The 21431-nt window shown below is 73.0% G+C and carries 26 protein-coding genes; 7 read left to right on the top strand and 19 right to left on the bottom strand.

Annotation, left to right across the window (positions count from 1 at the left end; all coding sequences use genetic code 11):
• Window positions 1-68 precede the first annotated feature (68 nt).
• From RM812_RS23415 to RM812_RS23385, 7 genes are all read right to left on the bottom strand, one after another.
• Window positions 69-1136 carry an MBL fold metallo-hydrolase gene (locus RM812_RS23415; protein WP_311575210.1) on the bottom strand — a complete coding sequence of 356 codons (1068 nt, stop codon included), beginning with the start codon at window positions 1134-1136 and terminating at the stop codon, window positions 69-71.
• The gene (locus RM812_RS23410; RefSeq protein WP_311575209.1) at window positions 1133-2425 is read right to left on the bottom strand and encodes an aminotransferase class I/II-fold pyridoxal phosphate-dependent enzyme; all 1293 of its coding nucleotides are present in this window, start codon (window positions 2423-2425) and stop codon (window positions 1133-1135) included. Before RM812_RS23410 ends, RM812_RS23415 begins: the two co-directional genes overlap by 4 nt.
• 52 nt (window positions 2426-2477) lie before the next feature.
• Window positions 2478-3524 (bottom strand): hypothetical protein, encoded by a 1047-nt coding sequence (locus RM812_RS23405; RefSeq protein WP_311575208.1) that lies wholly within the window; start codon window positions 3522-3524, stop codon window positions 2478-2480.
• Window positions 3525-3734: 210 nt separating this feature from the next.
• Window positions 3735-4529, bottom strand: coding sequence for an RNA polymerase sigma factor SigF (locus tag RM812_RS23400; protein WP_311575207.1), 795 nt, complete (start codon window positions 4527-4529; stop codon window positions 3735-3737).
• 390 nt (window positions 4530-4919) lie between these two features.
• Window positions 4920-5336 (bottom strand): VOC family protein, encoded by a 417-nt coding sequence (locus RM812_RS23395; protein WP_311575206.1) that lies wholly within the window; start codon window positions 5334-5336, stop codon window positions 4920-4922.
• Between the two features lie 5 nt (window positions 5337-5341).
• Window positions 5342-5770, bottom strand: a complete 429-nt coding sequence (locus RM812_RS23390) for a helix-turn-helix transcriptional regulator (protein ID WP_311575205.1) — start codon at window positions 5768-5770, stop codon at window positions 5342-5344.
• A gap of 61 nt (window positions 5771-5831) precedes the next feature.
• Window positions 5832-8231 carry an excinuclease ABC subunit UvrA gene (locus RM812_RS23385; RefSeq protein ID WP_311575204.1) on the bottom strand — a complete coding sequence of 800 codons (2400 nt, stop codon included), beginning with the start codon at window positions 8229-8231 and terminating at the stop codon, window positions 5832-5834.
• Window positions 8232-8503: 272 nt separating this feature from the next.
• Here RM812_RS23385 and RM812_RS23380 point away from each other — a divergent pair, with 272 nt between their 5' ends.
• The 3 genes from RM812_RS23380 to RM812_RS23370 all read left to right on the top strand — a co-directional run bounded on the left by RM812_RS23380 (window position 8504) and on the right by RM812_RS23370 (window position 9981).
• Complete coding sequence (locus RM812_RS23380; protein WP_311575203.1) at window positions 8504-8911, top strand: DUF2795 domain-containing protein; 408 nt, start codon at window positions 8504-8506, stop codon at window positions 8909-8911.
• A 22-nt stretch (window positions 8912-8933) separates the two neighbouring features.
• Window positions 8934-9365 (top strand): CBS domain-containing protein, encoded by a 432-nt coding sequence (locus RM812_RS23375; protein ID WP_311575202.1) that lies wholly within the window; start codon window positions 8934-8936, stop codon window positions 9363-9365.
• A gap of 73 nt (window positions 9366-9438) precedes the next feature.
• Complete coding sequence (locus RM812_RS23370; RefSeq protein ID WP_311575201.1) at window positions 9439-9981, top strand: type 1 glutamine amidotransferase domain-containing protein; 543 nt, start codon at window positions 9439-9441, stop codon at window positions 9979-9981.
• A gap of 113 nt (window positions 9982-10094) precedes the next feature.
• Here RM812_RS23370 and RM812_RS23365 read toward each other — a convergent pair whose 3' ends face one another.
• Window positions 10095-10373 (bottom strand): DUF6158 family protein, encoded by a 279-nt coding sequence (locus RM812_RS23365; protein ID WP_311575200.1) that lies wholly within the window; start codon window positions 10371-10373, stop codon window positions 10095-10097.
• A gap of 59 nt (window positions 10374-10432) precedes the next feature.
• Here RM812_RS23365 and RM812_RS23360 point away from each other — a divergent pair, with 59 nt between their 5' ends.
• Complete coding sequence (locus RM812_RS23360; RefSeq protein WP_311575199.1) at window positions 10433-11554, top strand: baeRF2 domain-containing protein; 1122 nt, start codon at window positions 10433-10435, stop codon at window positions 11552-11554.
• Between the two features lie 17 nt (window positions 11555-11571).
• On the opposite strand, the gene RM812_RS23355 is transcribed toward RM812_RS23360, so the two are convergent.
• The gene (locus tag RM812_RS23355) at window positions 11572-13191 is read right to left on the bottom strand and encodes an ABC-F family ATP-binding cassette domain-containing protein (protein ID WP_311575198.1); all 1620 of its coding nucleotides are present in this window, start codon (window positions 13189-13191) and stop codon (window positions 11572-11574) included.
• A gap of 124 nt (window positions 13192-13315) precedes the next feature.
• Here RM812_RS23355 and RM812_RS23350 point away from each other — a divergent pair, with 124 nt between their 5' ends.
• From RM812_RS23350 to RM812_RS23340, 3 genes are all read left to right on the top strand, one after another.
• Window positions 13316-14821 carry a bifunctional phosphatase PAP2/diacylglycerol kinase family protein gene (locus RM812_RS23350; protein ID WP_311575197.1) on the top strand — a complete coding sequence of 502 codons (1506 nt, stop codon included), beginning with the start codon at window positions 13316-13318 and terminating at the stop codon, window positions 14819-14821.
• Window positions 14822-14911: 90 nt separating this feature from the next.
• The gene (locus RM812_RS23345; protein ID WP_311575196.1) at window positions 14912-15733 is read left to right on the top strand and encodes a class I SAM-dependent methyltransferase; all 822 of its coding nucleotides are present in this window, start codon (window positions 14912-14914) and stop codon (window positions 15731-15733) included.
• Window positions 15734-15787: 54 nt separating this feature from the next.
• On the top strand, window positions 15788-15958 hold the full coding sequence (locus tag RM812_RS23340; RefSeq protein WP_311575195.1) for a hydrophobic protein: 171 nt from the start codon (window positions 15788-15790) through the stop codon (window positions 15956-15958).
• Between the two features lie 58 nt (window positions 15959-16016).
• On the opposite strand, the gene RM812_RS23335 is transcribed toward RM812_RS23340, so the two are convergent.
• From RM812_RS23335 to RM812_RS23290, 10 genes are all read right to left on the bottom strand, one after another.
• Window positions 16017-16328 (bottom strand): gas vesicle protein K, encoded by a 312-nt coding sequence (locus tag RM812_RS23335; RefSeq protein ID WP_311575194.1) that lies wholly within the window; start codon window positions 16326-16328, stop codon window positions 16017-16019.
• Window positions 16303-16485 (bottom strand): gas vesicle protein, encoded by a 183-nt coding sequence (locus RM812_RS23330; protein WP_311575193.1) that lies wholly within the window; start codon window positions 16483-16485, stop codon window positions 16303-16305. The genes RM812_RS23335 and RM812_RS23330 overlap by 26 nt, the downstream gene beginning before the upstream one ends.
• Window positions 16482-17312, bottom strand: a complete 831-nt coding sequence (locus RM812_RS23325) for a GvpL/GvpF family gas vesicle protein (protein ID WP_311575192.1) — start codon at window positions 17310-17312, stop codon at window positions 16482-16484. The genes RM812_RS23330 and RM812_RS23325 overlap by 4 nt, the downstream gene beginning before the upstream one ends.
• Complete coding sequence (locus RM812_RS23320) at window positions 17309-17635, bottom strand: gas vesicle protein (RefSeq protein ID WP_311575191.1); 327 nt, start codon at window positions 17633-17635, stop codon at window positions 17309-17311. The genes RM812_RS23325 and RM812_RS23320 overlap by 4 nt, the downstream gene beginning before the upstream one ends.
• On the bottom strand, window positions 17632-18762 hold the full coding sequence (locus tag RM812_RS23315; RefSeq protein ID WP_311575190.1) for an SRPBCC family protein: 1131 nt from the start codon (window positions 18760-18762) through the stop codon (window positions 17632-17634). Before RM812_RS23315 ends, RM812_RS23320 begins: the two co-directional genes overlap by 4 nt.
• On the bottom strand, window positions 18762-19442 hold the full coding sequence (locus tag RM812_RS23310; protein WP_311575189.1) for a DNA primase: 681 nt from the start codon (window positions 19440-19442) through the stop codon (window positions 18762-18764). Before RM812_RS23310 ends, RM812_RS23315 begins: the two co-directional genes overlap by 1 nt.
• Window positions 19439-19702 (bottom strand): gas vesicle protein GvpG, encoded by a 264-nt coding sequence (locus RM812_RS23305; RefSeq protein WP_311575188.1) that lies wholly within the window; start codon window positions 19700-19702, stop codon window positions 19439-19441. The genes RM812_RS23310 and RM812_RS23305 overlap by 4 nt, the downstream gene beginning before the upstream one ends.
• A gap of 9 nt (window positions 19703-19711) precedes the next feature.
• Entirely contained in the window at window positions 19712-20485 is a 774-nt protein-coding gene (locus RM812_RS23300; protein ID WP_311575187.1) for a GvpL/GvpF family gas vesicle protein, read from the bottom strand.
• On the bottom strand, window positions 20482-20919 hold the full coding sequence (locus tag RM812_RS23295; RefSeq protein WP_311575186.1) for a gas vesicle structural protein GvpA: 438 nt from the start codon (window positions 20917-20919) through the stop codon (window positions 20482-20484). The genes RM812_RS23300 and RM812_RS23295 overlap by 4 nt, the downstream gene beginning before the upstream one ends.
• An 80-nt stretch (window positions 20920-20999) precedes the next feature.
• On the bottom strand, window positions 21000-21419 hold the full coding sequence (locus RM812_RS23290) for a gas vesicle protein GvpO (protein WP_311575185.1): 420 nt from the start codon (window positions 21417-21419) through the stop codon (window positions 21000-21002).
• Window positions 21420-21431: the final 12 nt, after the last annotated feature.

Genomic DNA, 21431 nt, shown 5'->3' with positions numbered 1-21431 from the left:
CGGTGCCCGCGCACGCCGAAGGTGCCGGGGCCCAGGGCCACCGCGCGGGCGCCTCCCGCCCCGCCCGGCTACTCCAGCACCCGGGAGCCGCCGACCGGGAGGTCCCACAGGTTCTCCCGGGGCAGGCCCGCCCGGCGCCAGGCCGCGCGCACACGGGTGAGCGGTTCCAGCACCGGCTCCGCCGACAGGACGAAGGTGCCCCAGTGCATCGGCGCCATCCGGCGGGCCCCGACGTCCTGGGCGGCCCGTACCGCCTCCTCCGGGTCGCAGTGCACGTCGCTGAGCCACCAGCGGGGCTCGTAGGCGCCGATGGGGAGCAGGGCCAGGTCGATGCCGGGGTAGCGGCGGCCGATGCGGGTGAACCAGTGGCCGTACCCGGTGTCTCCGGCGAAGTACACACGGTGGCCGCCGGGGTCGGTGAGGACCCAGCCGCCCCACAGGGTGCGGCACGTGTCGGTGAGGGTGCGCTTGGACCAGTGGTGGGCCGGTACGAAGTCGAACCGGACCCCGCCCAGCTCGGTCGCCTCCCACCAGTCCAGCTCGGTGACCCGGGTGAAGCGGCGGCGGTGGAACCAGCGGCCGAGCCCGGCCGGGACGAAGACGGGCGTGTCGCGCGGGAGCCGGCGCAGGGTGGGGGCGTCCAGGTGGTCGTAGTGGTTGTGGCTGATGACCACGGCGTCGACGCGCGGCAGGGCGCTCCAGGGGACGCCGACGGGGGTGACGCGGGCCGGGGTGCCGAGGATCCGGCGGGACCAGACGGGGTCGGTGAGCACGGTGAGCCCGCCTATGTGCACCACCCAACTGGCGTGTCCCGCCCAGGTGACGGCGACGGTGTCGGCGCCCACGCGCGGCAGCGGGCCGGGGGCGTACGGCAGCCGGGGGACGTCGGCCAGGCCCTCGCGGCCGGGTCTCACCGCGCCCTCGCGGGCGAATCTGGCGAAGGCCCTCAGCCCGGGCAGCGGAGCGGTCAGCCGGTCGTGGAAGGTCCGCGGCCACACCCGGTGCTCGGCCGGCGGCCGGGGATCGGCCAGCGGCGGGAACGAGGGCGCGGAGGGCGACGTGGCCGCCGGAGCGCCGGTGTCCTCGTCCTGGACGGGCGTGGGCGTGCTCGTGGTCGACCGGGGCTGGTGCGTCATCGAGGAGGCTCCCATCGCTGAGCGTCGCGGAGATCGTCGAAGACCGACTTCAGTCCGATCAGCGCGCGTTGCACGTGTGGCAGTTCCAGTGGATCCGGGGACAGGAGGCATGCCGCGCGCTGCTCGACGGTACCGCCGCCCACCACAGGACCGGTGGAGAGCCGGACGCGCAGCGCCTGGAGGTCGTCGCCGAAGCGATGGCCGCCCGGCGCGGGCATGCCGAGCCGGGCGGCGAGGTACTCCTCCAGATCCTGGGCGTCGCCGACGCCCCGGGCGCCGAGCGCGTCGCGCAGTGGACCGAGGTCGGCGTACAGGTGGCGGCCGGCCTGCGGGGGGCGGGCGGTGGCACCCGCGGCGACGACGGCGGTGTGCACGGCGGTGGCCACGCGCGCGTGCAGGCGCACGGCGGCCGACCGGCGTTCGGTGACCGGCTCGGGTTCGGCCAGCGCGTAGCCGGCCGCCGCGGCGACGGGCGCGGCGACGCGGGCGCCGAGCGCGGTGAGCACGTCGAGCACGCGCGCGTGCAGGCCGTCCCCGGCGGCGGACGCGGGGAAGCGGGCGACGGCGGCCGGCCAGCCCGGCGGCAGCAGCGCGCCGGCCAGGTCGGTGACGACGGTGACCCGTTCGGGGAACATCTCCGCGGGGCTGAGCAGCACGGTGGCGTGCGGGTCGTGCAGGGTGTCGCGCCAGGTCTCGTCACTGACCAGATGCAGTCCCTCGCCGGCGGCGGCCTCGACGGTCTCGTGCAGCAGCTCGGGCGGCGCTACGGTGCCGGTGGGGTCGTCGGCGACGGACAGCACGAGCAGGCGGGGGGCGCCGCCCTCGGCCCGGACCCGCCGGATGGTCTCCAGGAAGGCGTACGGGTCGGGGACGCCGCCGGACTCGGCCGGGGTCGGGACGTGGAAGACGGGTCTGCCCAGCAGGCGGGCGTACGGCGCCCACCATGCGGCGCAGGGGCGCGGCACCAGGACGTCGCCGTCGAGGGCGGCGGTGAGCGCGAGCAGCAGGGCGCCCGCGCCGGGGGCGGCGGCCACGTGGCCGGGCTCGGTGGGCAGGCCGCGCCGGTCCCAGTAGGCGCAGGCGGTGTCCAGGAGGGCGGGGGCGCCACCGGCCGGTTCCTCGTGGCCGCGGCCCGCGGCGGCGGCGAGTACGGCGGACAGCTCGGGCAGCACCGGCAGCCCGTCGTCGGGGAGGTGCGGGCCGTAACGGACGGGTCCGTGCCCCACGGGGTCATGGCCCGCGGGATGACGGCCCACAGGGTCGTGACCTACGGGGTCCGTCCGCCGCATGCGCACCTCCGCGCGGTCAGTGACGTTCGTGATGTCCGTGACATCCGTTGTCTCAGCGATGCCGTGGGCTGCCGTCCTCGGCCGTTGATCCAGGTACCCACCGTGCCGCCCGGTCATGGCTCCGGCCCCGCTTGCCCGGTTCCCACGCGGACCGGCGCCGGCGGGGTCGGTGTTCCCCGTCCTCCCCGCGCAGGCGGAGCCGCAGCCGGTGCGCGGCCGCGCCGCACGCGCCCGCGATCAGCACGCCACCGGCGACCAGGGCGGGCACCGAGTCGCTGAAGGACCCGCCCACGCCGGCCCGCACGCCGTGCTCCGCGATCGCGCCACCGCAGGACTTCCCCTGTGCGGTGGGCTCGGCGCACTCCGGCTCGTTGCCGCCGCACGCTTCGCCCCGCGGGCCGGGTTCGGGACACGGGGGTGCGGCGACGTCGCCCCCCTCTCCGGGTACGGTCTTCGTCGCGCCCCACGCCTCGCCCCCGTCGCCGGCTGCCGACGACGGGCAGGGGCCTTCGGTGCCGTCGGTGCCCCCGGCGCCTTCAGCGCGTCCGGTGCCTCCGGTTCCCCCGGTGCCGTCCGTACGCCCGGCGCCCCCGGTTCCCCCGGTTCCCCCGGTACCGTCCGTACGCCCGACGCCGTCGTCGCCCCCGGTTCCCTCGGTACCGTCCGTACGCCCGGCGCCGTCGTCGCCCCCGGTACCGTCGGTACCGTCCGTACGCCCGACGCCCTCGGTTCCCCCGGTGCCGTCCGTACGCCCGACGCCCTCGTCGCCCCCGGTACCGTCGGGCGTCCAGGTGCCCCCGGTGCCGTCGGGGCTCCATGCGCCCTCGGGATCCACTGCTTCCGGGTCCTCGCCGAAGCCCTCGGCGGGAGGTGTGCGCGGGGTCGTCGCGTCGTCGCCCTGCGTCGAGGGCGCGGCTGCGTGGGCCGGGGCGCAGGCGCGCGCGACCGTGGCGGCGTCGGCCGGGGCGGCCCCCGCGGCGGGTTCGCCGGCGCCGACGGGAGCCGGGACGCCCGAGTCGGCCGACCCGGGCTCCGCGAGGACGCCGAGGGCGGCACTGGCCAGGACGGCCACGGACAGGGCGCGGGCGGTGCGGCGCATGGGGCGGGCTCCTTCGAGCGACGGCTGCGGGGGCACGGCACTCGCGCCCCCGCAGCCATCACAGCCCGCCCGGCACGGGGACGCGCGCCGCCGTGCGCCGTTCGCACGAACGGGGCGCCCGAGCGGGTGAGGGCCGGCTTCACCTCCCGAACCGGCCCCACCGGTGAGGTCTCCGCCCGATCAGGCTCTGCTCCGGGTCGGGCCGCCGGGTCAGGCCGCCGGGTCCCTGAGCACCTGTTCGCGGACCCGGTTGCAGCACCGGCTGATCAGGCGGGAGACGTGCATCTGGGAGATGCCGAGTTGCTCGGCGATGCGGCTCTGGGTCATGTCGTCGAAGAACCGCATGTAGAGGATGGCGCGTTCCCGTTCGGGCAGCGCGGCCAGGCGTTCCTTGACGGCCTCGCGGTCGACGACGGTGTCGAGGGCCGGGTCGGGGGCGCCGAGGGCGTCGCCGAGCGAGTAGCCGTCCTCGCTGCCCGGCACTTCCGCGTCCAGGGACAGGGCCGTGAAACTCTCCAGGGCTTCCAGGCCCACCCGGACGTCCTCCTCGCTGAGGTCGGCGTGCTCGGCTATCTCGGCGACCGTGGGCCGGCGGCCCGAGATGGTCTGCGACAGGTCCTGGCCGGCGAAGCGGACGCGGTTGCGCAGGTCCTGGACCCGGCGCGGCACATGCAGGGTCCACATGTGGTCGCGGAAGTGGCGCTTGATCTCGCCGGTGACGGTCGGCACGGCATAGCTCTCGAAGGCGTTGCCGCGCTCGGGGTCGTACCGGTCGACGGCCTTGACCAGGCCGAGGGCCGCGACCTGGCGCAGGTCCTCGTAGCTCTCGCCCCGGCTGCGGAAACGTCCCGCCAGCCGTTCGGCCATGGGCAGCCAGGCCTCGACGATCCGGTCGCGGACCGCGTCGCGCTCCGGGCCGGCGGGAAGGGTGGTGAGCCGACGGAAGGCGTCGGCGGTGTCGGGGGCGTCGTCGTGCGGGTGCTTCACGCTGGCGTGGATCGGCATGTGCGTCGCAACTCCCTCGGAGCGCGGGGTCCTGTCGTCGCGCCGGGCGGTGGCCCGGTCGGCGCGGGCGGCACCCGGGGCTCGACGGCTCACCGGGGCGCGGGGCGGGCGTCACCGTGCGACGACACGGCCCTTGGGTCGGGCGGTCACCGTGGGAGGACGTCCGGTCCGGACGGACGCGTCCACCGCGGCCTCACGCCGCTCCCACGGACGTGCCTCCTGTCCGAAGCACTGCCTGTGCACCTGCCCCGGACCCCGAGCGGCAAACACTCCACTGCTCTCCGGCAGCCCCCGAACCACCCGCACCCGCACCGCCGCCGGACACCAGGACCACCCGGGCCCGGGGACACCTCGCCCCGAGCCCTCGCGGGGCAGCCGCGCGCCCCGGGGTCACCGCCGGCGCGGCTGGTTGAAGCGCAGCATGTTGCCGGCCGGGTCCCGGAAGGCGCAGTCGCGGACACCGTAGGGCTGGTCGACCGGTTCCTGGAGGACTTCGGCGCCGGCGGCGCGGATGCGCTCGAAGGTGGCGTCGACGTCGTCGGTCGTGAAGATGACGCCGCGCAGCAGGCCCTTCGCCAGCAGCTCCGCCATGGCCTCCTTGTCCGCGGCTGAGGCGTTGGGGTCCGCGAGCGGGGGTTCCAGGACGATGTCCACCCCGGGCTGGGCCGGCGAGCCGACGGTGACCCAGCGCATCCCTTCGAACGCGACGTCGTCGCGCACCTCCAGTCCCAGAACGTCCCGGTAGAAGGCGAGCGCCTTGTCGTGGTCGTCGACGGCGATGAAGCACTGCGAGAGGTTGATGTCCATGTGCTTCACGCTACGGGCGGGGGCGCGGGCCTCGCTTCTCCGTTCCTGACCGGTCGCGTGTACATCTTGGCGACGCAGGCCGGGACGGCGGCGCCGTCACCGTGGTCGCGGGCCCGGTACGCGCTCGGACTCTCGCCGACGAGTTCGGTGAACCGCGAGCTGAAGGAGCCCAGCGAGGTACAGCCGACCTCGAAGCAGACCTCCGTCACGGTCAGGTCGCCGCGCCGCAGCAGCGCCTTGGCCCGCTCGATCCGGCGCGTCATCAGGTAGCTGTACGGCGTCTCCCCGTAGGCTGCGCGGAAGCTGCGGGAGAAGTGGCCCGCCGACATGAGGGCCACGCGCGCCAGCGCCGGGACGTCGAGCGGCTTGGCGTACTCGCGGTCCATCAGGTCACGGGCGCGGCGCAGCCGGGCCAGGTCCTCCAACGTCGTCACCCCACCACGATCCCACAGCGCCGGACACCACCGGTACCGGCGCCGTGGGCCCCGGCGGCGGTCAGGCGCCGACGTACCTCGCGAGGTGCTCGCCGGTGAGGGTGGAGCGGTCGGCGACCAGGTCGGCGGGCGTGCCCTCGAAGACGATCCGTCCGCCGTCGTGACCGGCGCCGGGGCCGAGGTCGATGATCCAGTCGGCGTGCGCCATGACGGCCTGGTGGTGCTCGATGACGATGACCGACTTCCCGGCGTCGACCAGGCGGTCGAGCAGGCCGAGCAGTTGCTCGACGTCGGCGAGGTGCAGGCCGGTGGTGGGCTCGTCGAGTACGAAGACGGAACCGTCGCCGCCCTTCTCGCCCATGTGCGTGGCCAGCTTCAGCCGCTGCCGCTCGCCGCCGGAGAGCGTGGTGAGGGGCTGGCCGAGGGTGAGGTAGCCGAGCCCGACGTCGGCGAGCCGCTCGAGGATCTTGTGCGCGGCCGGGGTGCGCGCCTCGCCGGTGCCGAAGAACTCCTCGGCCCGGTCCACCGACATGGCGAGCACCTCGCTGATGTCGCGTCCGCCGAGGCGGTACTCCAGTACCGCGGGCTGGAACCGCTTGCCCTCGCAGTCCTCGCAGGGTGCGGCCACGCCGGCCATCATCGCCAGGTCGGTGTAGACGACTCCGGCGCCGTTGCAGGTGGGGCAGGCGCCCTCGGAGTTGGCGCTGAACAGGGCCGGCTTGACTCCGTTGGCCTTGGCGAAGGCCTTGCGGATCGGGTCGAGCAGTCCCGTGTACGTCGCCGGGTTGCTCCGCCGCGAACCCTTGATGGCGCTCTGGTCGACCGAGACGACGTCCGCGCCGGCGGGGATCGAGCCGTGGATCAGCGAGCTCTTGCCGGAGCCCGCCACGCCGGTGACCACACAGAGCACCCCGAGGGGGACGTCGACGTCGACACCCTGGAGGTTGTGCGTCGTCGCGCCGCGGATCTCCAGCGCGCCGGTGGGCTTGCGCACCGTCTCCTTGAGCGCGGCCCGGTCGTCGAGGTGGCGGCCGGTGAGGGTGCCGCCGGCCCGCAGACCCTCGACGGTGCCCTCGTAGCAGACGGTGCCGCCGGCCGTGCCGGCGCCGGGGCCGAGGTCGACGACGTGGTCGGCGATCGCGATCGCCTCCGGTTTGTGCTCGACGACGAGCACCGTGTTGCCCTTGTCCCGCAGTCGCAGCAGCAGGTCGTTCATCCGCTGGATGTCGTGGGGGTGCAGGCCGATGGTGGGCTCGTCGGAGACGTACGTGGTGTCGGTGAGCGAGGAGCCGAGGTGGCGGATCATCTTGACGCGCTGCGCCTCGCCGCCCGACAGCGTGCCCGCCGGCCGGTCCAGCGAGAGGTAGCCGAGGCCGATCTCCACGAACGAGTCGAGGGTGTCCCGCAGTGCGGTGAGCAGCGGCGCCACCGACGGCTCGTCAAGATCCCGGACCCATTCGGCCAGGTCCCGGATCTCCATCGCGCAGGCGTCGGCGATGCTGATCTTCCCGATCCTCGACGACCGCGCCCCCTCGCTGAGCCGGGTGCCCTCGCACTCGGGGCAGGTGGTGAAGGTGACCGCCCGCTCCACGAACGCCCGGATGTGCGGCTGCATCGCCTCCTTGTCCTTGGACAGGAACGACTTCTGGATCTTCGGGATCAGGCCTTCGTAGGTGAGGTTGACACCGTTGACCTTGACCTTGACCGGCTCGCCGTGGAGGAAGTCGCGCAGCTCCTTCTCGGTGTACTCGCGGATCGGCTTGTCCGGGTCGACGAAGCCGGACTGGGCGTAGACCTGCACGGTCCACTGGCTGTCCGACTTCCAGCCGGGGATGGTGAACGCTCCCTCGGCGAGCGACTTGGAGTCGTCGTAGAGCTGCGTGAGGTCGATGTCGGAGACCGTGCCCCGGCCCTCGCAGTTCGTGCACATGCCGCCGGTGCGCTCGTAGGTCGCCCTCACCGCCTTCTTGTTGCCGCGCTCGACGGTGATCGCGCCGCTCGCGCGGACGGAGGCGGTGTTGAAGGAGTAGGCGCTGGGCGGGCCTATGTGCGGGTCGCCGAGCCGGCTGAAGAGGATGCGCAGCATCGCGTTGGCGTCGGTGGCGGTGCCCACGGTGGAGCGGGGGTCGGCGCCCATCCGCTGCTGGTCCACGATGATCGCGGTGGTCAGTCCGTCGAGGACGTCGACCTCGGGCCGCGCCAGGGTCGGCATGAAGCCCTGCACGAAGGCGCTGTAGGTCTCGTTGATCAGCCGCTGCGACTCGGCGGCGATCGTGTTGAACACCAGTGAGCTCTTGCCCGAGCCGGAGACGCCGGTGAACACCGTCAGACGGCGCTTCGGGATCTCGATGCTGACGTCCTTCAGATTGTTCTCGCGGGCGCCGTGCACGCGGATCATGTCGTGGCTGTCCGCAACGTGCGGCGCGGGCGACCGCGTGTCCGTCCTCTTGGCGCTGCTCATCGTGTCTCCATACGTTCGGCGGGGCCGCGGTCGTGGTCTCCGTCGGCGCGGTACACGCTAGAGGGCGCGCGGCGGCGCGCGCTTCTCGATTACTGATCGGCCCGGCCGGCACTCGGCCACCGACCGGTCCGGTCGCCCACGGTCGCCCACGGTCGCCTCGGGGCCGTCGGAGGGCGGCGGAGGAAATCGGGCCGGGCCCGTCCAGGTGAATCCGTGTCGGCCCGCGGTGTCCGGGTACGCGGTCGGCACCCCCTGAGGATGTGGAGGGAGACATGCAGCGAGGCAGTGACCGGATGAGCGTCCACCGCGACGACGAGATGAAGCACGAACTGCAGGGCCTGCTCAGGTCCGGGCACCCCACCCGCACCGAGGAGTGGCACGACCCGGAACCGGCCGCCGAGGACGACCCGGCCGTCATGTACGGCCCGGTGACCCCCGGCCGCGGACCCACGTACCTGGAAGCTCTCCGGCTCGAACTGGCCCGGAATCTGACCCGGGGCACCTTTCCCGCGAGCCCGCGGGAACTGTCCCGCGCACTGCGCCGCGGCAACGCGCCGGACGCCCTCGTCGAGGGGCTGGAGCGGCTGCCGCACAAGGCGCGCTACGACAACGTCCAGGAACTGGCGGTGGCCCTGACCGAGAGGGGCGGGTCCGGGTCCTCCGGGCCCGAGAGCGCGTAGCCGCCGGGAAGGGCGGGCTCCGATGACCGAGTACGTGAAGGACGTCATGACCCCGGGTGTGACCGCGGTCCGCCCGGACTCCTCCCTCGTCGAGGCGGCGCGGCTGATGCGCACGCAGAACATCGGTGATGTGGTGGTCGCGGAGGGGCAGGATGTCGTGGGCCTGCTCACCGACCGTGACATCACGGTGCGGGTGGTGGCGGAAGGCCTCGATCCGATGGCGGTGAGCGTCCGGTCGGTCTGCACCCCCGGTCCGCTGACGGTCGCCCCCGACGACCCGGTGGCGGACGCGGTCGCGCTGATGCGCGAGCACGCCGTGCGCCGGCTGCCCGTCGTGGAGGACGGACTGCCGGTCGGAATGGTGAGCCTCGGCGATCTGGCCGAGGCCCGGGATCCCGCCTCGGCGCTCGCCGACATCAGCCGTGCGGAGCCGGACACCCGGGACAGCGGCTGAGACGGGACCGAACGAGACACGCGCGCCGGGCGGCGAGACACCGGCCGGCGCGCTGGGAAAGGACACGGACCACATGCGCATCGCATTTCTGGCCGCGCCCGAGGGCGTGGAGCAGGTGGAGCTGACCCAGCCGTGGCAGGCGGCGAAGGACGCGGGGCACGAGCCGGTGCTCGTCTCCACGCAGTCCGGTGAGATCCAGGGCTTCGACCACCTCGACAAGGCGGACACGTTCCCCGTGGACGAGGTGGTGGGCGACACGTCGGCCGACTCGTTCGGCGGGCTGGTCCTGCCCGGCGGCGTGGCCAATCCGGACTTCCTGCGGACCGACGAGAAGGCCGTCGCGTTCGTCAAGGGCTTCTTCGAGCAGGGCCGGCCGGTGGCCGCCATCTGCCACGCCCCGTGGACGCTGGTCGAGGCGGACGTCGTACGCGACCGGGTCATGACCTCGTGGCCCAGCCTGCGCACCGACCTCCGCAACGCCGGCGCCACCTGGGTGGACGAACAGGTGAAGGTCTGCGACCACGGCGGCAACGTCCTCGTGACCAGCCGCAAGCCGGACGACCTCGACGCGTTCTGCGAGACCTATCTCGCGGAGTTCGCCAAGGCGGGCGGCTGAGACACCGAGGCGGGCGTCCGCAGAGGTGTCCGCAGAGCCGGGCGAAGGCCCCGGGCGGGCCCGGAGTACCGGTGCGTCCCGAGCGCACCGGTACTCCGGGCCCGCGCCTTCGCTCAGGTGCCGGGGGTGGCACCGTTCCCGCAGCCGCGCTCCCGTGCGCCCTCGCGGGTGCGGCCCGCCGCCACCGGGCGCCGCGGGTTGCGGCGCAGCCATTCGCCCTCAAGCTGCGCCATACGCCCGTTGTGCGCCCGCAGCGCGTCGTTCGACCCGTACAGCAGGGTGTCGTGGCGCGTGCGGTGGATGGTCTCCAGCTCCTTCATGAGCTGTTGGTCGTCCAGGCGACCCGGGTCCACGCCGGTCATGGTGTCGTCCCGTGTGTCGTGTTCGTTCATGCGGTCCGGGTACCCGCCCCGAAGCACTACCACCCCCGAGCGGCACCCGGGAGGGAGCCATGGATCTCGCGTTTCTGCATCCCCTCTACGAACATCAGGGGCCCTGGGCCTCCGTGTACGTCGACCTGTCCCGGCATACGGAGGACACCCCTCACGAACGTGAGCTGACGGCCGCGGCGGTGGCCCGGGAGCTGGCGGAGCAGGGCGCGGACGACGCGACCTGCCGGGCCGTGCAGGAGGCGGTGGACGGGCTGCGCCACGCCACCGACCCGCACGGCCGGGCACTGTTCGCGTGTGCCGGACGGGTGATCCTCGATCCGCCGCTGGCCCGGCCACCGTACGGCGGGACCACCGCCGACTGGGCGCCCCTGCCGCACGTCGCCCCGCTGCTGGAGCTCGCCGGGGAGGACCCGGTGTGCGTGGTGGCGTACATCGACCGCAAGGGCGCCGACTTCGAGCTGCGCAGCGCGCTGGGCAGCTCGGACGCGGGCGGGGTGACCGGCCGGCAGTGGCCGGTGCACCGCACGAGCAGCGTCGACTGGTCGGAGCGCCACTTCCAGCTGCGGGTGGAGAACACCTGGGAGCACAACGCGGCGGAGATCGCGGACGCGCTCGCCGTGTGCCAGGAGGAGACGGGTGCCGACCTGCTGATCCTCGTGGGCGAGGACCGGGAGCGGCGGTCCGTGCACGAGCGGCTGCCCAAGCGGCTGCAGGACCGGATCGCGGAGTCCTCTCGCGGCGCCGGCAGCAGGCTGCTGGACGACGAGGTGGAGCGGCTGCGCGACGACCACGTCCGCTCGCGCGCGCGGGAGGACCTGGACCGGTTCCTGGCCGCCCGGACGCCGGACGGTGAGGGCCGGGCCGGGGCGGCGGAGGGCGTGCCCGCGTTGGTCGAGGCCGCCCGGGAACACCGCATCGACGAGCTGCTGATCATCCCGGACGCCCCGGACACCCACCGCGAGGTGTGGATCGGCGAGGACGCCGACCAGCTGGCGGTGCGCCGTACGGAGCTGAAGACGCTCGGCGAGCAGAACTCCTGGGCCGCCCGCGCGGACGACGCCCTGCTGCGTTCGGCGGTGATGACCGGCGCCCCCGCGATCTCGGTGACGCCGGCCCTGCCGTCCGAGGCGGCGGACAAGACGCCGGTGGGCGGCCTCGGCGCGCTGCTGCGCTGGAAGTGACCCGGTGACCGGCCGCTTCAGCGGGCCCGCTCCACCCGCCGTTCGTCCCAGACCGGCTCCGGCGTCTCACGGACGCGTCCGTCGCTGCCGAAGACGAGGTAACGGTCGAAGGAGCGGGCGAACCAGCGGTCGTGGGTGACCGCGAGGACGGTGCCCTCGAAGCCCTCCAGGCCCTCCTGGAGGGCTTCGGCCGATTCCAGGTCGAGGTTGTCGGTCGGCTCGTCGAGCAGCAGGGCGGTGACGCCCTGGAGTTCCAGCAGCAGGATCTGGAAGCGGGCCTGCTGGCCGCCGGAGAGCCGGTCGAAGGTCTGCTCGGCCTGCTGGGTCAGCTCGTAGCGGCGCAGCCTCGACATGGCGGCGCCCCGGTCCTGGGAGTGCTCGGTCCACAGGATGTCCAGGAGGGTGCGGCCCAGCAGTTCGGGGTGGGCGTGGGTCTGCGCGAAGTGTCCGGGCACCACGCGCGCGCCGAGCTTCCAGTTCCCGCTGTGCGCCACGTCGTCACCGGCGAGCAGCCGCAGGAAGTGCGACTTGCCGGAGCCGTTGGAGCCGAGGACGGCGACCCGTTCGCCGTAGAAGACCTCCAGGTCGAAGGGGTTCATCAGACCGGTGAGTTCGAGTTGCTCGCAGGTGACGGCGCGTACGCCGGTGCGGCCGCCCTTCAGGCGCATCCTGATGTCCTGCTCGCGCGGCGGCTCGGGCGGCGGTCCGGCCTCCTCGAACTTGCGCAGCCTGGTCTGCGCCGCGGCGTAGCGGGAGGCCATCTCGTGGCTGACCGCAGCCGCCTGACGCAGCGTCAGCACCAGCTTCTTCAACTGGGCGTGCTTCTCGTCCCAGCGGCGGCGCAGTTCCTCGAAGCGGGCGAAGCGCTCGCGCCGGGCGTCGTGGAAGGTGGCGAAGCCGCCGCCGTGCACCCAGGCGTCGGCGCCCGCGGGGCCGGGCTCCAGGGAGACGATCTTCTGGGCGGCGCGGGCGAGGAGTTCCCGGTCGTGGGAGACGAAGAGGACCGTCTTGCGGGTCTCCTTCAGCCGCTCCTCCAGCCAGCGCTTGCCGGGCACGTCGAGGTAGTTGTCCGGCTCGTCGAGCAGCAGCACCTCGTCCGTGCCGCGCAGCAGCGCCTCCAGGACGAGACGCTTCTGCTCACCGCCGGAGAGCGTGCTCACCTGCCGCCACTGGGCGCGCTCGTAGGGAACGCCCAGTGCGGCCGTGGTGCAGATGTCCCACAGGGTCTCGGCCTCGTAGCCCTGTGCCTCGGCCCAGTCGGCGAGGGCCTGCGCGTAGCGCATCTGGGCGGCCTCGTCGTCGACGGTCATGATCGCGTGCTCGGCGGCGTCGACGGCCCGGGCGGCCTCGCGGATGCGGGGCGGCGCCACGGAGACGAGCAGGTCGCGCACGGTCGTCTCGTCCCGGACGGACCCCACGAACTGGCGCATCACCCCGAGGCCGCCGCCGACGGTGACGGTCCCGCCGTGCGGTTTGAGCTCCCCGGCCAGCATGCGGAGCAGGGTGGTCTTGCCGGCCCCGTTGGGTCCGACGAGGGCCACGACGGCCCCCTCCCCCACCCGGAAGGAGACGTCGCCGAGCAGCGCCCTCCCGTCGGGGAGGTAGTACTCCAGGTGCGCGGCTTCGAGATGACCCATGGGACCGGATTCTGCGGCTCCGGGCGGGTCCCGGGCAAACCCATTTCCGTGGCCGCGGTCGGGCGCGCCTGCGCGCGGGACGCGCCACCGGCTGGAAACGCCGTCGGCAGGGTAGGCGGCAGGCATGAGCCCCGACGTAGACCTCACCGCCCCGACACCCGGCCCGCATCCGGTCCGCAATGGTTTCCTACGGCTGGACCAGCGTGTGTTCGAGGCCGTCGCCGCCCGGACCTGGCCCGGCGCCGACCCGCTGCTGCCCCGCCTGAGCCGTGGCGCCAACCATGGTGTGCTGTGGTTCGCGGCCGCCGCCGCGCTGGCCGCGTCCCGCACGCCGAGGGCCCGTCGCGCCGCCGCCCGGGGCCTCGCCTCGCTCGGTCTGGCCTCGCTGACGATCAACACCCTCGGCAAGCGCTCGGTCCGCCGTCCCCGCCCCGTACTCGACCCGGTGCCGCTGGTCCGGCAGTTGAAGCGGCAGCCGATCACGACGTCCTTCCCGTCGGGGCACGCCGCCTCCGCCGCCGCGTTCGCGACCGGTGTCGCGCTGGAGTCCCCGGCGTGGGGCGCGGCGGTGGCGCCGGTGGCCGCCGCGGTCGCCCTCTCCCGGGTCTACACCGGCGTCCACTTCCCGAGCGACGTGCTGGCCGGTGCGGCCCTCGGGGCGGGGGCCGCCCTCGCCGTGCGGGGGATGGTGCCCACGCGCGCCCAGCACACGCCGCCGGCCCGGCCGCGCGCCGACGTGCCGGCGCTGGCCGGGGGCGAGGGGCTCGTCATGGTGGCGAACGTCGGCTCGGGCACCTCGGACCGGGTGCGGGCGCTGTGCGACGCGCTGCCCCACGCGGAGGTCGTGGAGTGCGAGCCGGAGGACGTGCCGGCGGAGTTGGAGAAGGCGGCGGACCGCGCCCGGGTGCTCGGCGTGTGCGGCGGCGACGGCACCGTGAACGCCGCCGCCGCGCTCGCGCTGCGCCGCGGACTGCCGCTGGCGGTGCTGCCCGGCGGCACGCTCAACCACTTCGCCTACGACCTCGGGGTGGAGGACGTACGGGATCTCTGCCGGGCACTGGAGCGCGGTGAGGGCGTGCGCGTGGACGTGGGCCGGTTCGCCTCCGGCGGGCAGCGCGGCATCTTCCTGAACACCTTCAGCCTCGGCGTCTACCCGGAGCTGGTGCGTGAGCGGGAGCGCTGGTCGCCCCGGATCGGCGGCTGGCCGGCCGGGGTGGTCGCGGCCGTGCGGGTGCTGCGCGCCGACCGGCACCCGCTGGAGGCCGAGGTCCGGGGCCGCAAGCGCCCTCTGTGGATGCTGTTCGCGGGCAACGGCACGTACCACCGCAGGGGCATCGCCTCGGGCCGCCGACTGGACCTGGCGGACGGGCAGCTGGACGTGCGGGTGGTCCACGGTGGCCGTTGGCCGGCCGTGCGCCTGCTGTCCGCCGCCCTCGCCGGTCCGCTGACCCGCTCCCCCGCCCACGCGGCGGTGCAGGTGCCCCGTCTGCGCCTGTCCGGTGTCGCGCCTGGCACCCTGCTGGCGTTCGACGGCGAGCTGACCGAGACGCGGGGCGATCTGACGCTGGAGAAGCTGCTCGAGGCGCTCACGGTGTACCGCCCGCTCACCGGCGACGGGCTCCCCTCCTGACGCTCCATCAGTCCATACTGCGAAACGCGGGTCTCACCATTCGGCATGCGGGCGTACCGTGAACACACCAATCGGGAGAGGGGACCCACCATGCCGAAGCCGCAGGAGACCGCCGTCTACACGCACGGGCACCACGAGTCCGTGCTGCGCTCGCACACCTGGCGCACCGCCGCCAACTCCGCCGGGTACCTGCTCGGCTCCCTGAAGCCCCACATGAGGATCCTGGACATCGGCTGCGGTCCGGGCACCATCACCGCGGACCTGGCGGAACTGGTCCCCGACGGGCACGTCACCGGCGTGGACCGGGCTCCGGAGATCGTGGAGCGGGCCCGGGCCACGGCCGCCGGTCGCGGGCTGGCCAACACCGACTTCGCGGTCGCGGACGTGCACGCGCTGGACTATCCGGACGACACGTTCTGCGTGGTCCACGCCCATCAGGTGCTCCAGCACGTGGGCGATCCCGTGCAGGCGCTGCGCGAGATGAAGCGGGTCACGAAGCCGAACGGGTTCGTCGCCGTCCGCGACGCGGACTACGGTGCCATGACCTGGTACCCCGCGTCCCCGGGCATGGACGACTGGCTGGACCTGTACCGCCGGGTGGCCCGCGCCAACGGCGGCGAGCCGGACGCCGGACGCCGGCTGAAGGACTGGGCGCTGCGGGCGGGGTTCGCGGACATCACGGCGACGTCCGCCACCTGGACCTTCTCGACACCGCAGGAGCGGGAGTGGTGGAGCGGCCTGTGGGCCGACCGCACCGTGGCCTCGGCCTACGCCGAGCGCGCCACCGGGGGCGGCCACGCGACGGCGGAACAGCTGCGCGCGGTCTCGGCGGCGTGGCGGGAGTGGGGAGAGCGGCCGGAGGGCTGGTTCAGCGTCCTGCACGGAGAAATTCTGTGCCGGAAGGAAGCCTGACGTACGTCTGATCGGTGAATTCCGGGAAACCAGTACGACAGGAGGTTCAACATTATGGTTCCACTTCTGCTCGTACTGCTTCTCGCGATTGTTCTTTTCGGCGCCGGATTCGCCGTGAAGATTCTCTGGTGGATTGCCTTGGCGGTCCTGGTCCTGTGGGTGCTGGGTTTCCTGGCCCGCGGGACGACGGCAGGCGGCGGCCGGGGCCGCTGGTACCGGTGGTGAGCCGGTGAGGGAACGCGGACGGTGAACCGACCGCGACGAGGCTGCTGCCCCGGGAGGCTCACTCCCGGGGCAGCAGCGGTCCCAGCGGCCCGAGGTCCAGGTTCAGGTCCTCGGGCCGCAGACCGTAGCGGTCGCGCAGTTCGGTCATGCGGTCGTCGAGCAGCATCAGGGTGAGCCCGATCCGCTCCTCCTGCTCCTCGCTCAGGTCGCCCTCGTCGACCCGGCGCAGCGCCTGGCGCTCCATGAGCTGGCGCAGCAGTTCGACGACGGTGAGCACCAGCTTGACCAGGTCGCGCTCGACCGTGTCGGGTTCGAGGTCGAGGCTCTTGCGGCGTTCGGTCACATCACTCCCCAAACGGCGACGAGACATTGCGGTTGACCGAGCTGATCAGCGCGTTGAGGTCGATGCGGACCAGGTCGACGTCCGCGATGCGCAGCGTGACGTCGCCGGTGATGACGACGCCGCCGGCCAGCAGCCGGTCGAGCAGGTCCACGAGGGCGATCTCACGGCGTTCGACGACGGTCATGTTCCCTCCCCCGTGCCCGTCCCGCCGACGGCTTCCCCGCCGCGCGCTTCCCCACCGCCCGCGTCCCCACCGGCGAAGGAATAAGCCGCCCATGGTCCGGTGAGTTCCACGCGAATTCCGGGGGTGTCGTTCTTCGTCCGGTCCACCATTTCCACGAATTCCTCGGAGACGTCCCGCCGCACCAAATAGGCGGCGTTGAGAACGTTCCGGCCGGCGGCCCCGGAAAGGCTGGGATTCTGGGGCGCGTGCAGCCGCGCGTCGTCGGCCCGGGCGGACAGCGTCCCGTGCAGGCGCGTGGCGAACTCCTCGGCCCTGGACCACAGGTCCTCGTCGGCCCGTGTCTGCCTGCGCCGCTGCCGCAGGTAGTCCCGGCCCGACGCCGGTTTCGGAGCGGGTTCGGCCGGCCCCGCGGCCCGCTCGGGCTCCGCCTCGACGTACACCTTGACGCCCCATTCGACCCGCCCGTCCAGCCGGTCGAGCGTGCGCAGGAAGGCCGCCTCCCGCTCCTCCATCATCACGCGTACGCCGCTGTCGTCCCGGAACACGGTGGCCAGCCGGAGCGGCAGCGGGGTGGTGACGGCGGTGAGCGCGTCGATGACCTGCTGGTGGGCGCGGGCGGTGCCGGCGAGCCAGTCCAGGTCCTCCAGGTGGGCGCGCAGCGCCTCCTCGGAGAAGTCGGCCTCGGGCACATGGCTGACGACGGCGATCAGGTCGCGGTGGGCCAGCAGGCGGGGCGGGTCGCCCGCCACCCCCGTCAGCTGGGTCTGGAGGGCGGCGCCGAAGGGGCGGCAGACGGCGTAGACGTACCGCAGTCCGTGTCCGGTCACGGTGCCTCCCTCGGTACGCGGCCCGGATCCAGCTCGCGCAGGCGTTCGCGCAACGCGGCGTTCTCCCGGGTCAGTTCGTCGCGCCGGGCGCTCGAGGAGAGCGCGGGGTCGGTCTCCCACCAGTCGATGCCCATCTCCTTGGCCTTGTCGACGGAGGCGACGATGAGCCGCAGCTTGATGGTGAGCAGCTCGATGTCGAGCAGGTTGATCCGGATGTCACCGGCGATGACGATTCCCTTGTCGAGCACCCGCTCCAGGATGTCGGCGAGGTTGGCGCTCTGCCCCTGGCCATAGGGTTCGGGCAGCCGGCCGGGTGTGGTCATCGACGGCCCCCGCGGTCGGCGTGCTCGTACTCGTCACGGGACGTGTACTCGTCCTCGTCGGCTTCCCTCTCCTGGTCGTACTCGCCCTCGTACTCGCCCTCCGGTTCGTCGTCGTAGTCGTCCTCGGGCTCCTCGTCGTACTCGTCCTCCGGTTCCTCGTCGTACTCGTCCTCGGGCTCCCCGTCGTGCTCGGCCTGCGCTTCTTCGCCCTCCTCCCGGCTCTCCTCGTCTTCCCGCTCGTGCTCCTGCTCCTCCGCGAGCGCGTCCTCGTGGCTGCGGACGACCTCGCCGTCGCGGATCTCGCCGCGCCAGCCGTCCTCCGCCTCGCCCTTGAGGGTGATGTGGCGGACGTAGTTCTTCAGGTCGAGGCGGGCCCGGCGGCCCTGGGCGCGCCAGATGTTGCCGGTCTTCTCGAACAGGCCGTTGGGGTAGTACTCCATGACCAGGATCACGCGGGTCAGGCTGTCGGCGAGCCGGTGGAAGCTGACGACGCCCTTGGTCGTGCCCTTGGCTCCCTCCGACGTCCAGGAGATCCGGTCGTCGGGCACCTGCTCGGTGGTCTTCCCCTTCCAACTGCGGTTGGACCAGAAGACCTTCAGCTGCCAGTCGGACGTCGTGTCGTCGGCGCGCTTCGCGCTCTTGACGCCCTTGGCGAAGGTGCTGAAGTCCTGGTACTGGGTCCACTGGTCGTAGGCGGTGCGCAGCGGTACGCCGACGTCGACGTACTCGATGATGACGGTCGGCTTCTGACCGCCGCCGCCCTTCTTCCTGCCCTTGCCGCCACCGAGGTTCTTGAAGGCGCCGACCACGTTGTCCTTCACCTTGCCGGCGCCGACCTCGAGCGCGGCCCGCATCGGGCTCTTGCCCTCGGCGAGCTTGCGGCCGCCGTCGAGGGCGAGCTTGGCGAGGCCGGGACTGTTGCCCTCGGCCATGTCGTTGAGCTTGCCGGTGGTCTCGCCGAGCTTGCGGCCGACTCCGGTCAGCAGCCGCGTGGCCTGCGCGGCGAGGTACTCCTGCATCTCCGCCTTGAGGCGGTCGGCGGCCTCGCTGTGGGCCACGTCGGCGAGCGGGCTGGTCTTCGCCGCCTTGTCCGCCGTGGAGGTCGCGGAACCCAGGGTGTCGGTCATCACTCACCACCGCGCTTCGACTGCCGGGGCCCGACGCCGCGGGCAGCGCTCCTGGCAGCGGCCGTCTTCTTGCCGACCGCCTTCTTGGCGGGCTGCGTCCGCTTCGCCGCGGCCCTCTTCTCGGGAGCCCTGGCGGCCGCCTTCTTGGCGGGTGCCTTCTTGGCCGCCTTCCGGGCCCGGGGCGGAGCCTTCTTCGCGGCCCGTTCATGCCGCGGCTCGCGCCGCTCCTCGCGCTCTTCCTCGCTCTCGTCCTCGTGATCCGCGTCCGGCTCCGAGTCCTCCGAGGCCTCGGAGTCCTGGGCGTCGCGGGAGTCGCGGGAGTCGCGGGAGTCGTCTGATCCGACGCCCGGCGCCTGGGACGCCACGCCGGAGAGCTGGTCGCGCACCTGGGCGGTGCGCCCGTGGAGGCGGTCGGCGAGCGCGTCGATCTGCCGCTCGACCATGGCACCCGAGGCGGCTTTGCCCGCCCCGCGCAGGTCCGTGCGCAGCTGGTCCCCGATCTCCTTGACCTGCGGGTTGTTCTGCAACTGGGTGGAAACCAGCTCCGCGATGCCCTTCGGGGACAGGTTCATCTTCCGGCCGGCCACCATGGTGCCCACGGCGACCGCGAGTTTCAGCTTCTTCGTACGTCCCAGCAGATAGCCGGCCCCTACCGCGAGGCCGAGTCCAGCTCGATTCATGGTGCCGTCCCGTTGCCCAATCCCGCGCTGTTGCGCGAAGCGAACTCCAGCCGGTCCAAAAGCCCGTCCTCCTGTCGGTCGAACTCCTCCTCGGTGATCTCACCGGCTTCCAACCGCTCCTCCAGTCGGGCCAGTTCGGCCCGGACCGTCGCGGGGTCGTAATAGATCCGCTCGGCCTCGTTCAGCAGTTGTCTGACGGCCCAGGCGCTGCCGCGCACGGGGGCGAACGGCAGCAGCAGGACCTCCGAGATCAGTCCCACGTCGTCACCTCATCCCACTCCGGTGTCCCCGCCGCCGGCCGCGGTGCCCGCCGGCTCGGACGGTCCGGGCTCGACGAAGCTGTACGGCGGCAGCGGTCCGTTCACGCGCACCTCCAGGTGCGGCATCTCCCGGCGCACCCGCTCCACCGCGGCCAGGAACTCCTCGGCCGAGTCCCTGCCGACCAGGAACGACACGTTGGCCAGCCAGCCGGTGGACTCGGGGCCCACGCTCACCGCCTCGGCGTTCGGTTCCAGGGCACGCTCCAGCGCGGTGGCGTCCTCGGCCTCCTTGCCCTTGACCGCGGCCGCGACCAGCTCGCCGAGCTGGATCTTGTCCTCGTAGCTGCCTCCACCGGACCGCCGGTTGGACTCCGCGAGGGCGCGGATCTCCGGGTTCTCCGCCATGACGTGGTGCAGGACGGCCTCTTCGACGTGGTTGGCCTTGATGTTGTACTCGACACGACCGTCCAGCGCCCCCAGGCGTTCCCTGTAGTGCTCGGCCCGCTCGGCGAGCACCGCGGTGACCGCCTTGTCGTCGGGGGCGACGCTGCCGAACCGCATCGGCAGCACACAGCCGGCCTCGCCCACCTCGCCCAGCACGTTCTGGTGGGCGAGCAGTTCCCTGCGCTTGGGGCGCAGCCCTTCGGGCGCGTCGCTCACGACGGCCGCCAGCTCGCCCTCCTTCAGGATCCGCACGGTGCGCGGCGGGTCGCCGACGCCGCCCACGCCTTCGGGGAGCGGCGGGTGCGAGCCTGCGGTGATGCCGTAGACGTACGTACTCACTCCTGCTCCTCCTTCCGGCGCGAGGGCGCGGCCCTGCGGGCACGCGGGCGCGCATCGGTCTCGCGCTCGGAGCCGCCCTCGTCACGGGCCTGCTTGAACGCGTCGGAGATGGTCTCGGCGGCGCCGGACAGGGCCCCCTTGGACTTGCCGCGGGCGCCGGACTCGGTCATCTCGCCGACCAGGTCGGGCAGGCCCGGCTCCTTGCGCGGCCCGGCCTCCAGGTCGAGCCGGTTGCACGCCTCGGCGAAGCGCAGATAGGTGTCGACGCTGGCGACGACGACGCGGACGTCGATCTTCAGGATCTCGATGCCGACCAGGGAGACCCGCACGAACGCGTCGATGACGAGTCCCCTGTCCAGAACGAGCTCAAGCACGTCGTAAAGGCCGCTGGTGCCGCCTCCGCCGCCGGTCTGTTGTGCCGGTACGACAGTCATACCTGCTGTTCCTCCCTCTTGGCGGTGGGTGATCTGTCGGTGGGTGATCTCCCTGTGAGTGACGGGTCCGGTCGGGCGGCCTAGCGGCCGCCGGCACCGCGCGCCTCTGCCCGGCCCCGCTCGTATCGCCTGACGCGCCGGTAGCCGGTGAGCTGCCCCTCGGAGTCGATCTCCACCTGGTAGCTCGCCATCAGACTCATCGTGTCGGGCACCCGCTCCAGCTCGAGAACCTCGACCTCCAGCGCCCAGCCCTCCTCCGCCTGCTCGAAGGACGACACGGACTCCGCGGTCATGCCCGTGAGCTCCGCGAACTGGGCGCGCGCGTCGCGCAGAACCTCCATCGGCCGGGGCCGACGCGGTGCATGTGACTCGTGTGACTCCCGCGACTTTTGTGCCTCGCGCGGCTTATGTGATTGCTGTGATTCTTGTGCCTGTGACTTTTGTGGCTTCTGTATCTTTTGTGAGCCCTGCGATTCGGACGTGTTGTTCGTGTTCGACATGGCCACCTCTCT

The sequence above is a fragment of the Streptomyces lancefieldiae genome (assembly GCF_031845825.1).
GTDB classification, from domain to species: domain Bacteria; phylum Actinomycetota; class Actinomycetes; order Streptomycetales; family Streptomycetaceae; genus Streptomyces; species Streptomyces lancefieldiae.
The sequence above is the reverse complement of the archived record's forward strand: the minus strand, read 5'-3'. Positions and strand labels throughout refer to the sequence as shown.

Bases quoted from the DNA above. Each gene is read 5' to 3' on its own strand.
- RM812_RS23415 (WP_311575210.1), bottom strand. From the start codon at position 1,136: ATGACGCACCAGCCCCGGTCGACCACGAGCACGCCCACGCCCGTCCAG.
- RM812_RS23410 (WP_311575209.1), bottom strand. From the start codon at position 2,425: ATGCGGCGGACGGACCCCGTAGGTCACGACCCTGTGGGCCGTCATCCC.
- RM812_RS23405 (WP_311575208.1), bottom strand. From the start codon at position 3,524: ATGCGCCGCACCGCCCGCGCCCTGTCCGTGGCCGTCCTGGCCAGTGCC.
- RM812_RS23400 (WP_311575207.1), bottom strand. From the start codon at position 4,529: ATGCCGATCCACGCCAGCGTGAAGCACCCGCACGACGACGCCCCCGAC.
- RM812_RS23395 (WP_311575206.1), bottom strand. From the start codon at position 5,336: ATGGACATCAACCTCTCGCAGTGCTTCATCGCCGTCGACGACCACGAC.
- RM812_RS23385 (WP_311575204.1), bottom strand. From the start codon at position 8,231: ATGAGCAGCGCCAAGAGGACGGACACGCGGTCGCCCGCGCCGCACGTT.
- RM812_RS23380 (WP_311575203.1), top strand. From the start codon at position 8,504: ATGCAGCGAGGCAGTGACCGGATGAGCGTCCACCGCGACGACGAGATG.
- RM812_RS23375 (WP_311575202.1), top strand. From the start codon at position 8,934: ATGACCGAGTACGTGAAGGACGTCATGACCCCGGGTGTGACCGCGGTC.
- RM812_RS23370 (WP_311575201.1), top strand. From the start codon at position 9,439: ATGCGCATCGCATTTCTGGCCGCGCCCGAGGGCGTGGAGCAGGTGGAG.
- RM812_RS23365 (WP_311575200.1), bottom strand. From the start codon at position 10,373: ATGAACGAACACGACACACGGGACGACACCATGACCGGCGTGGACCCG.
- RM812_RS23360 (WP_311575199.1), top strand. From the start codon at position 10,433: ATGGATCTCGCGTTTCTGCATCCCCTCTACGAACATCAGGGGCCCTGG.
- RM812_RS23355 (WP_311575198.1), bottom strand. From the start codon at position 13,191: ATGGGTCATCTCGAAGCCGCGCACCTGGAGTACTACCTCCCCGACGGG.
- RM812_RS23350 (WP_311575197.1), top strand. From the start codon at position 13,316: ATGAGCCCCGACGTAGACCTCACCGCCCCGACACCCGGCCCGCATCCG.
- RM812_RS23345 (WP_311575196.1), top strand. From the start codon at position 14,912: ATGCCGAAGCCGCAGGAGACCGCCGTCTACACGCACGGGCACCACGAG.
- RM812_RS23340 (WP_311575195.1), top strand. From the start codon at position 15,788: ATGGTTCCACTTCTGCTCGTACTGCTTCTCGCGATTGTTCTTTTCGGC.
- RM812_RS23335 (WP_311575194.1), bottom strand. From the start codon at position 16,328: ATGTCTCGTCGCCGTTTGGGGAGTGATGTGACCGAACGCCGCAAGAGC.
- RM812_RS23330 (WP_311575193.1), bottom strand. From the start codon at position 16,485: ATGACCGTCGTCGAACGCCGTGAGATCGCCCTCGTGGACCTGCTCGAC.
- RM812_RS23320 (WP_311575191.1), bottom strand. From the start codon at position 17,635: ATGACCACACCCGGCCGGCTGCCCGAACCCTATGGCCAGGGGCAGAGC.
- RM812_RS23315 (WP_311575190.1), bottom strand. From the start codon at position 18,762: ATGACCGACACCCTGGGTTCCGCGACCTCCACGGCGGACAAGGCGGCG.
- RM812_RS23310 (WP_311575189.1), bottom strand. From the start codon at position 19,442: ATGAATCGAGCTGGACTCGGCCTCGCGGTAGGGGCCGGCTATCTGCTG.
- RM812_RS23295 (WP_311575186.1), bottom strand. From the start codon at position 20,919: ATGACTGTCGTACCGGCACAACAGACCGGCGGCGGAGGCGGCACCAGC.
- RM812_RS23290 (WP_311575185.1), bottom strand. From the start codon at position 21,419: ATGTCGAACACGAACAACACGTCCGAATCGCAGGGCTCACAAAAGATA.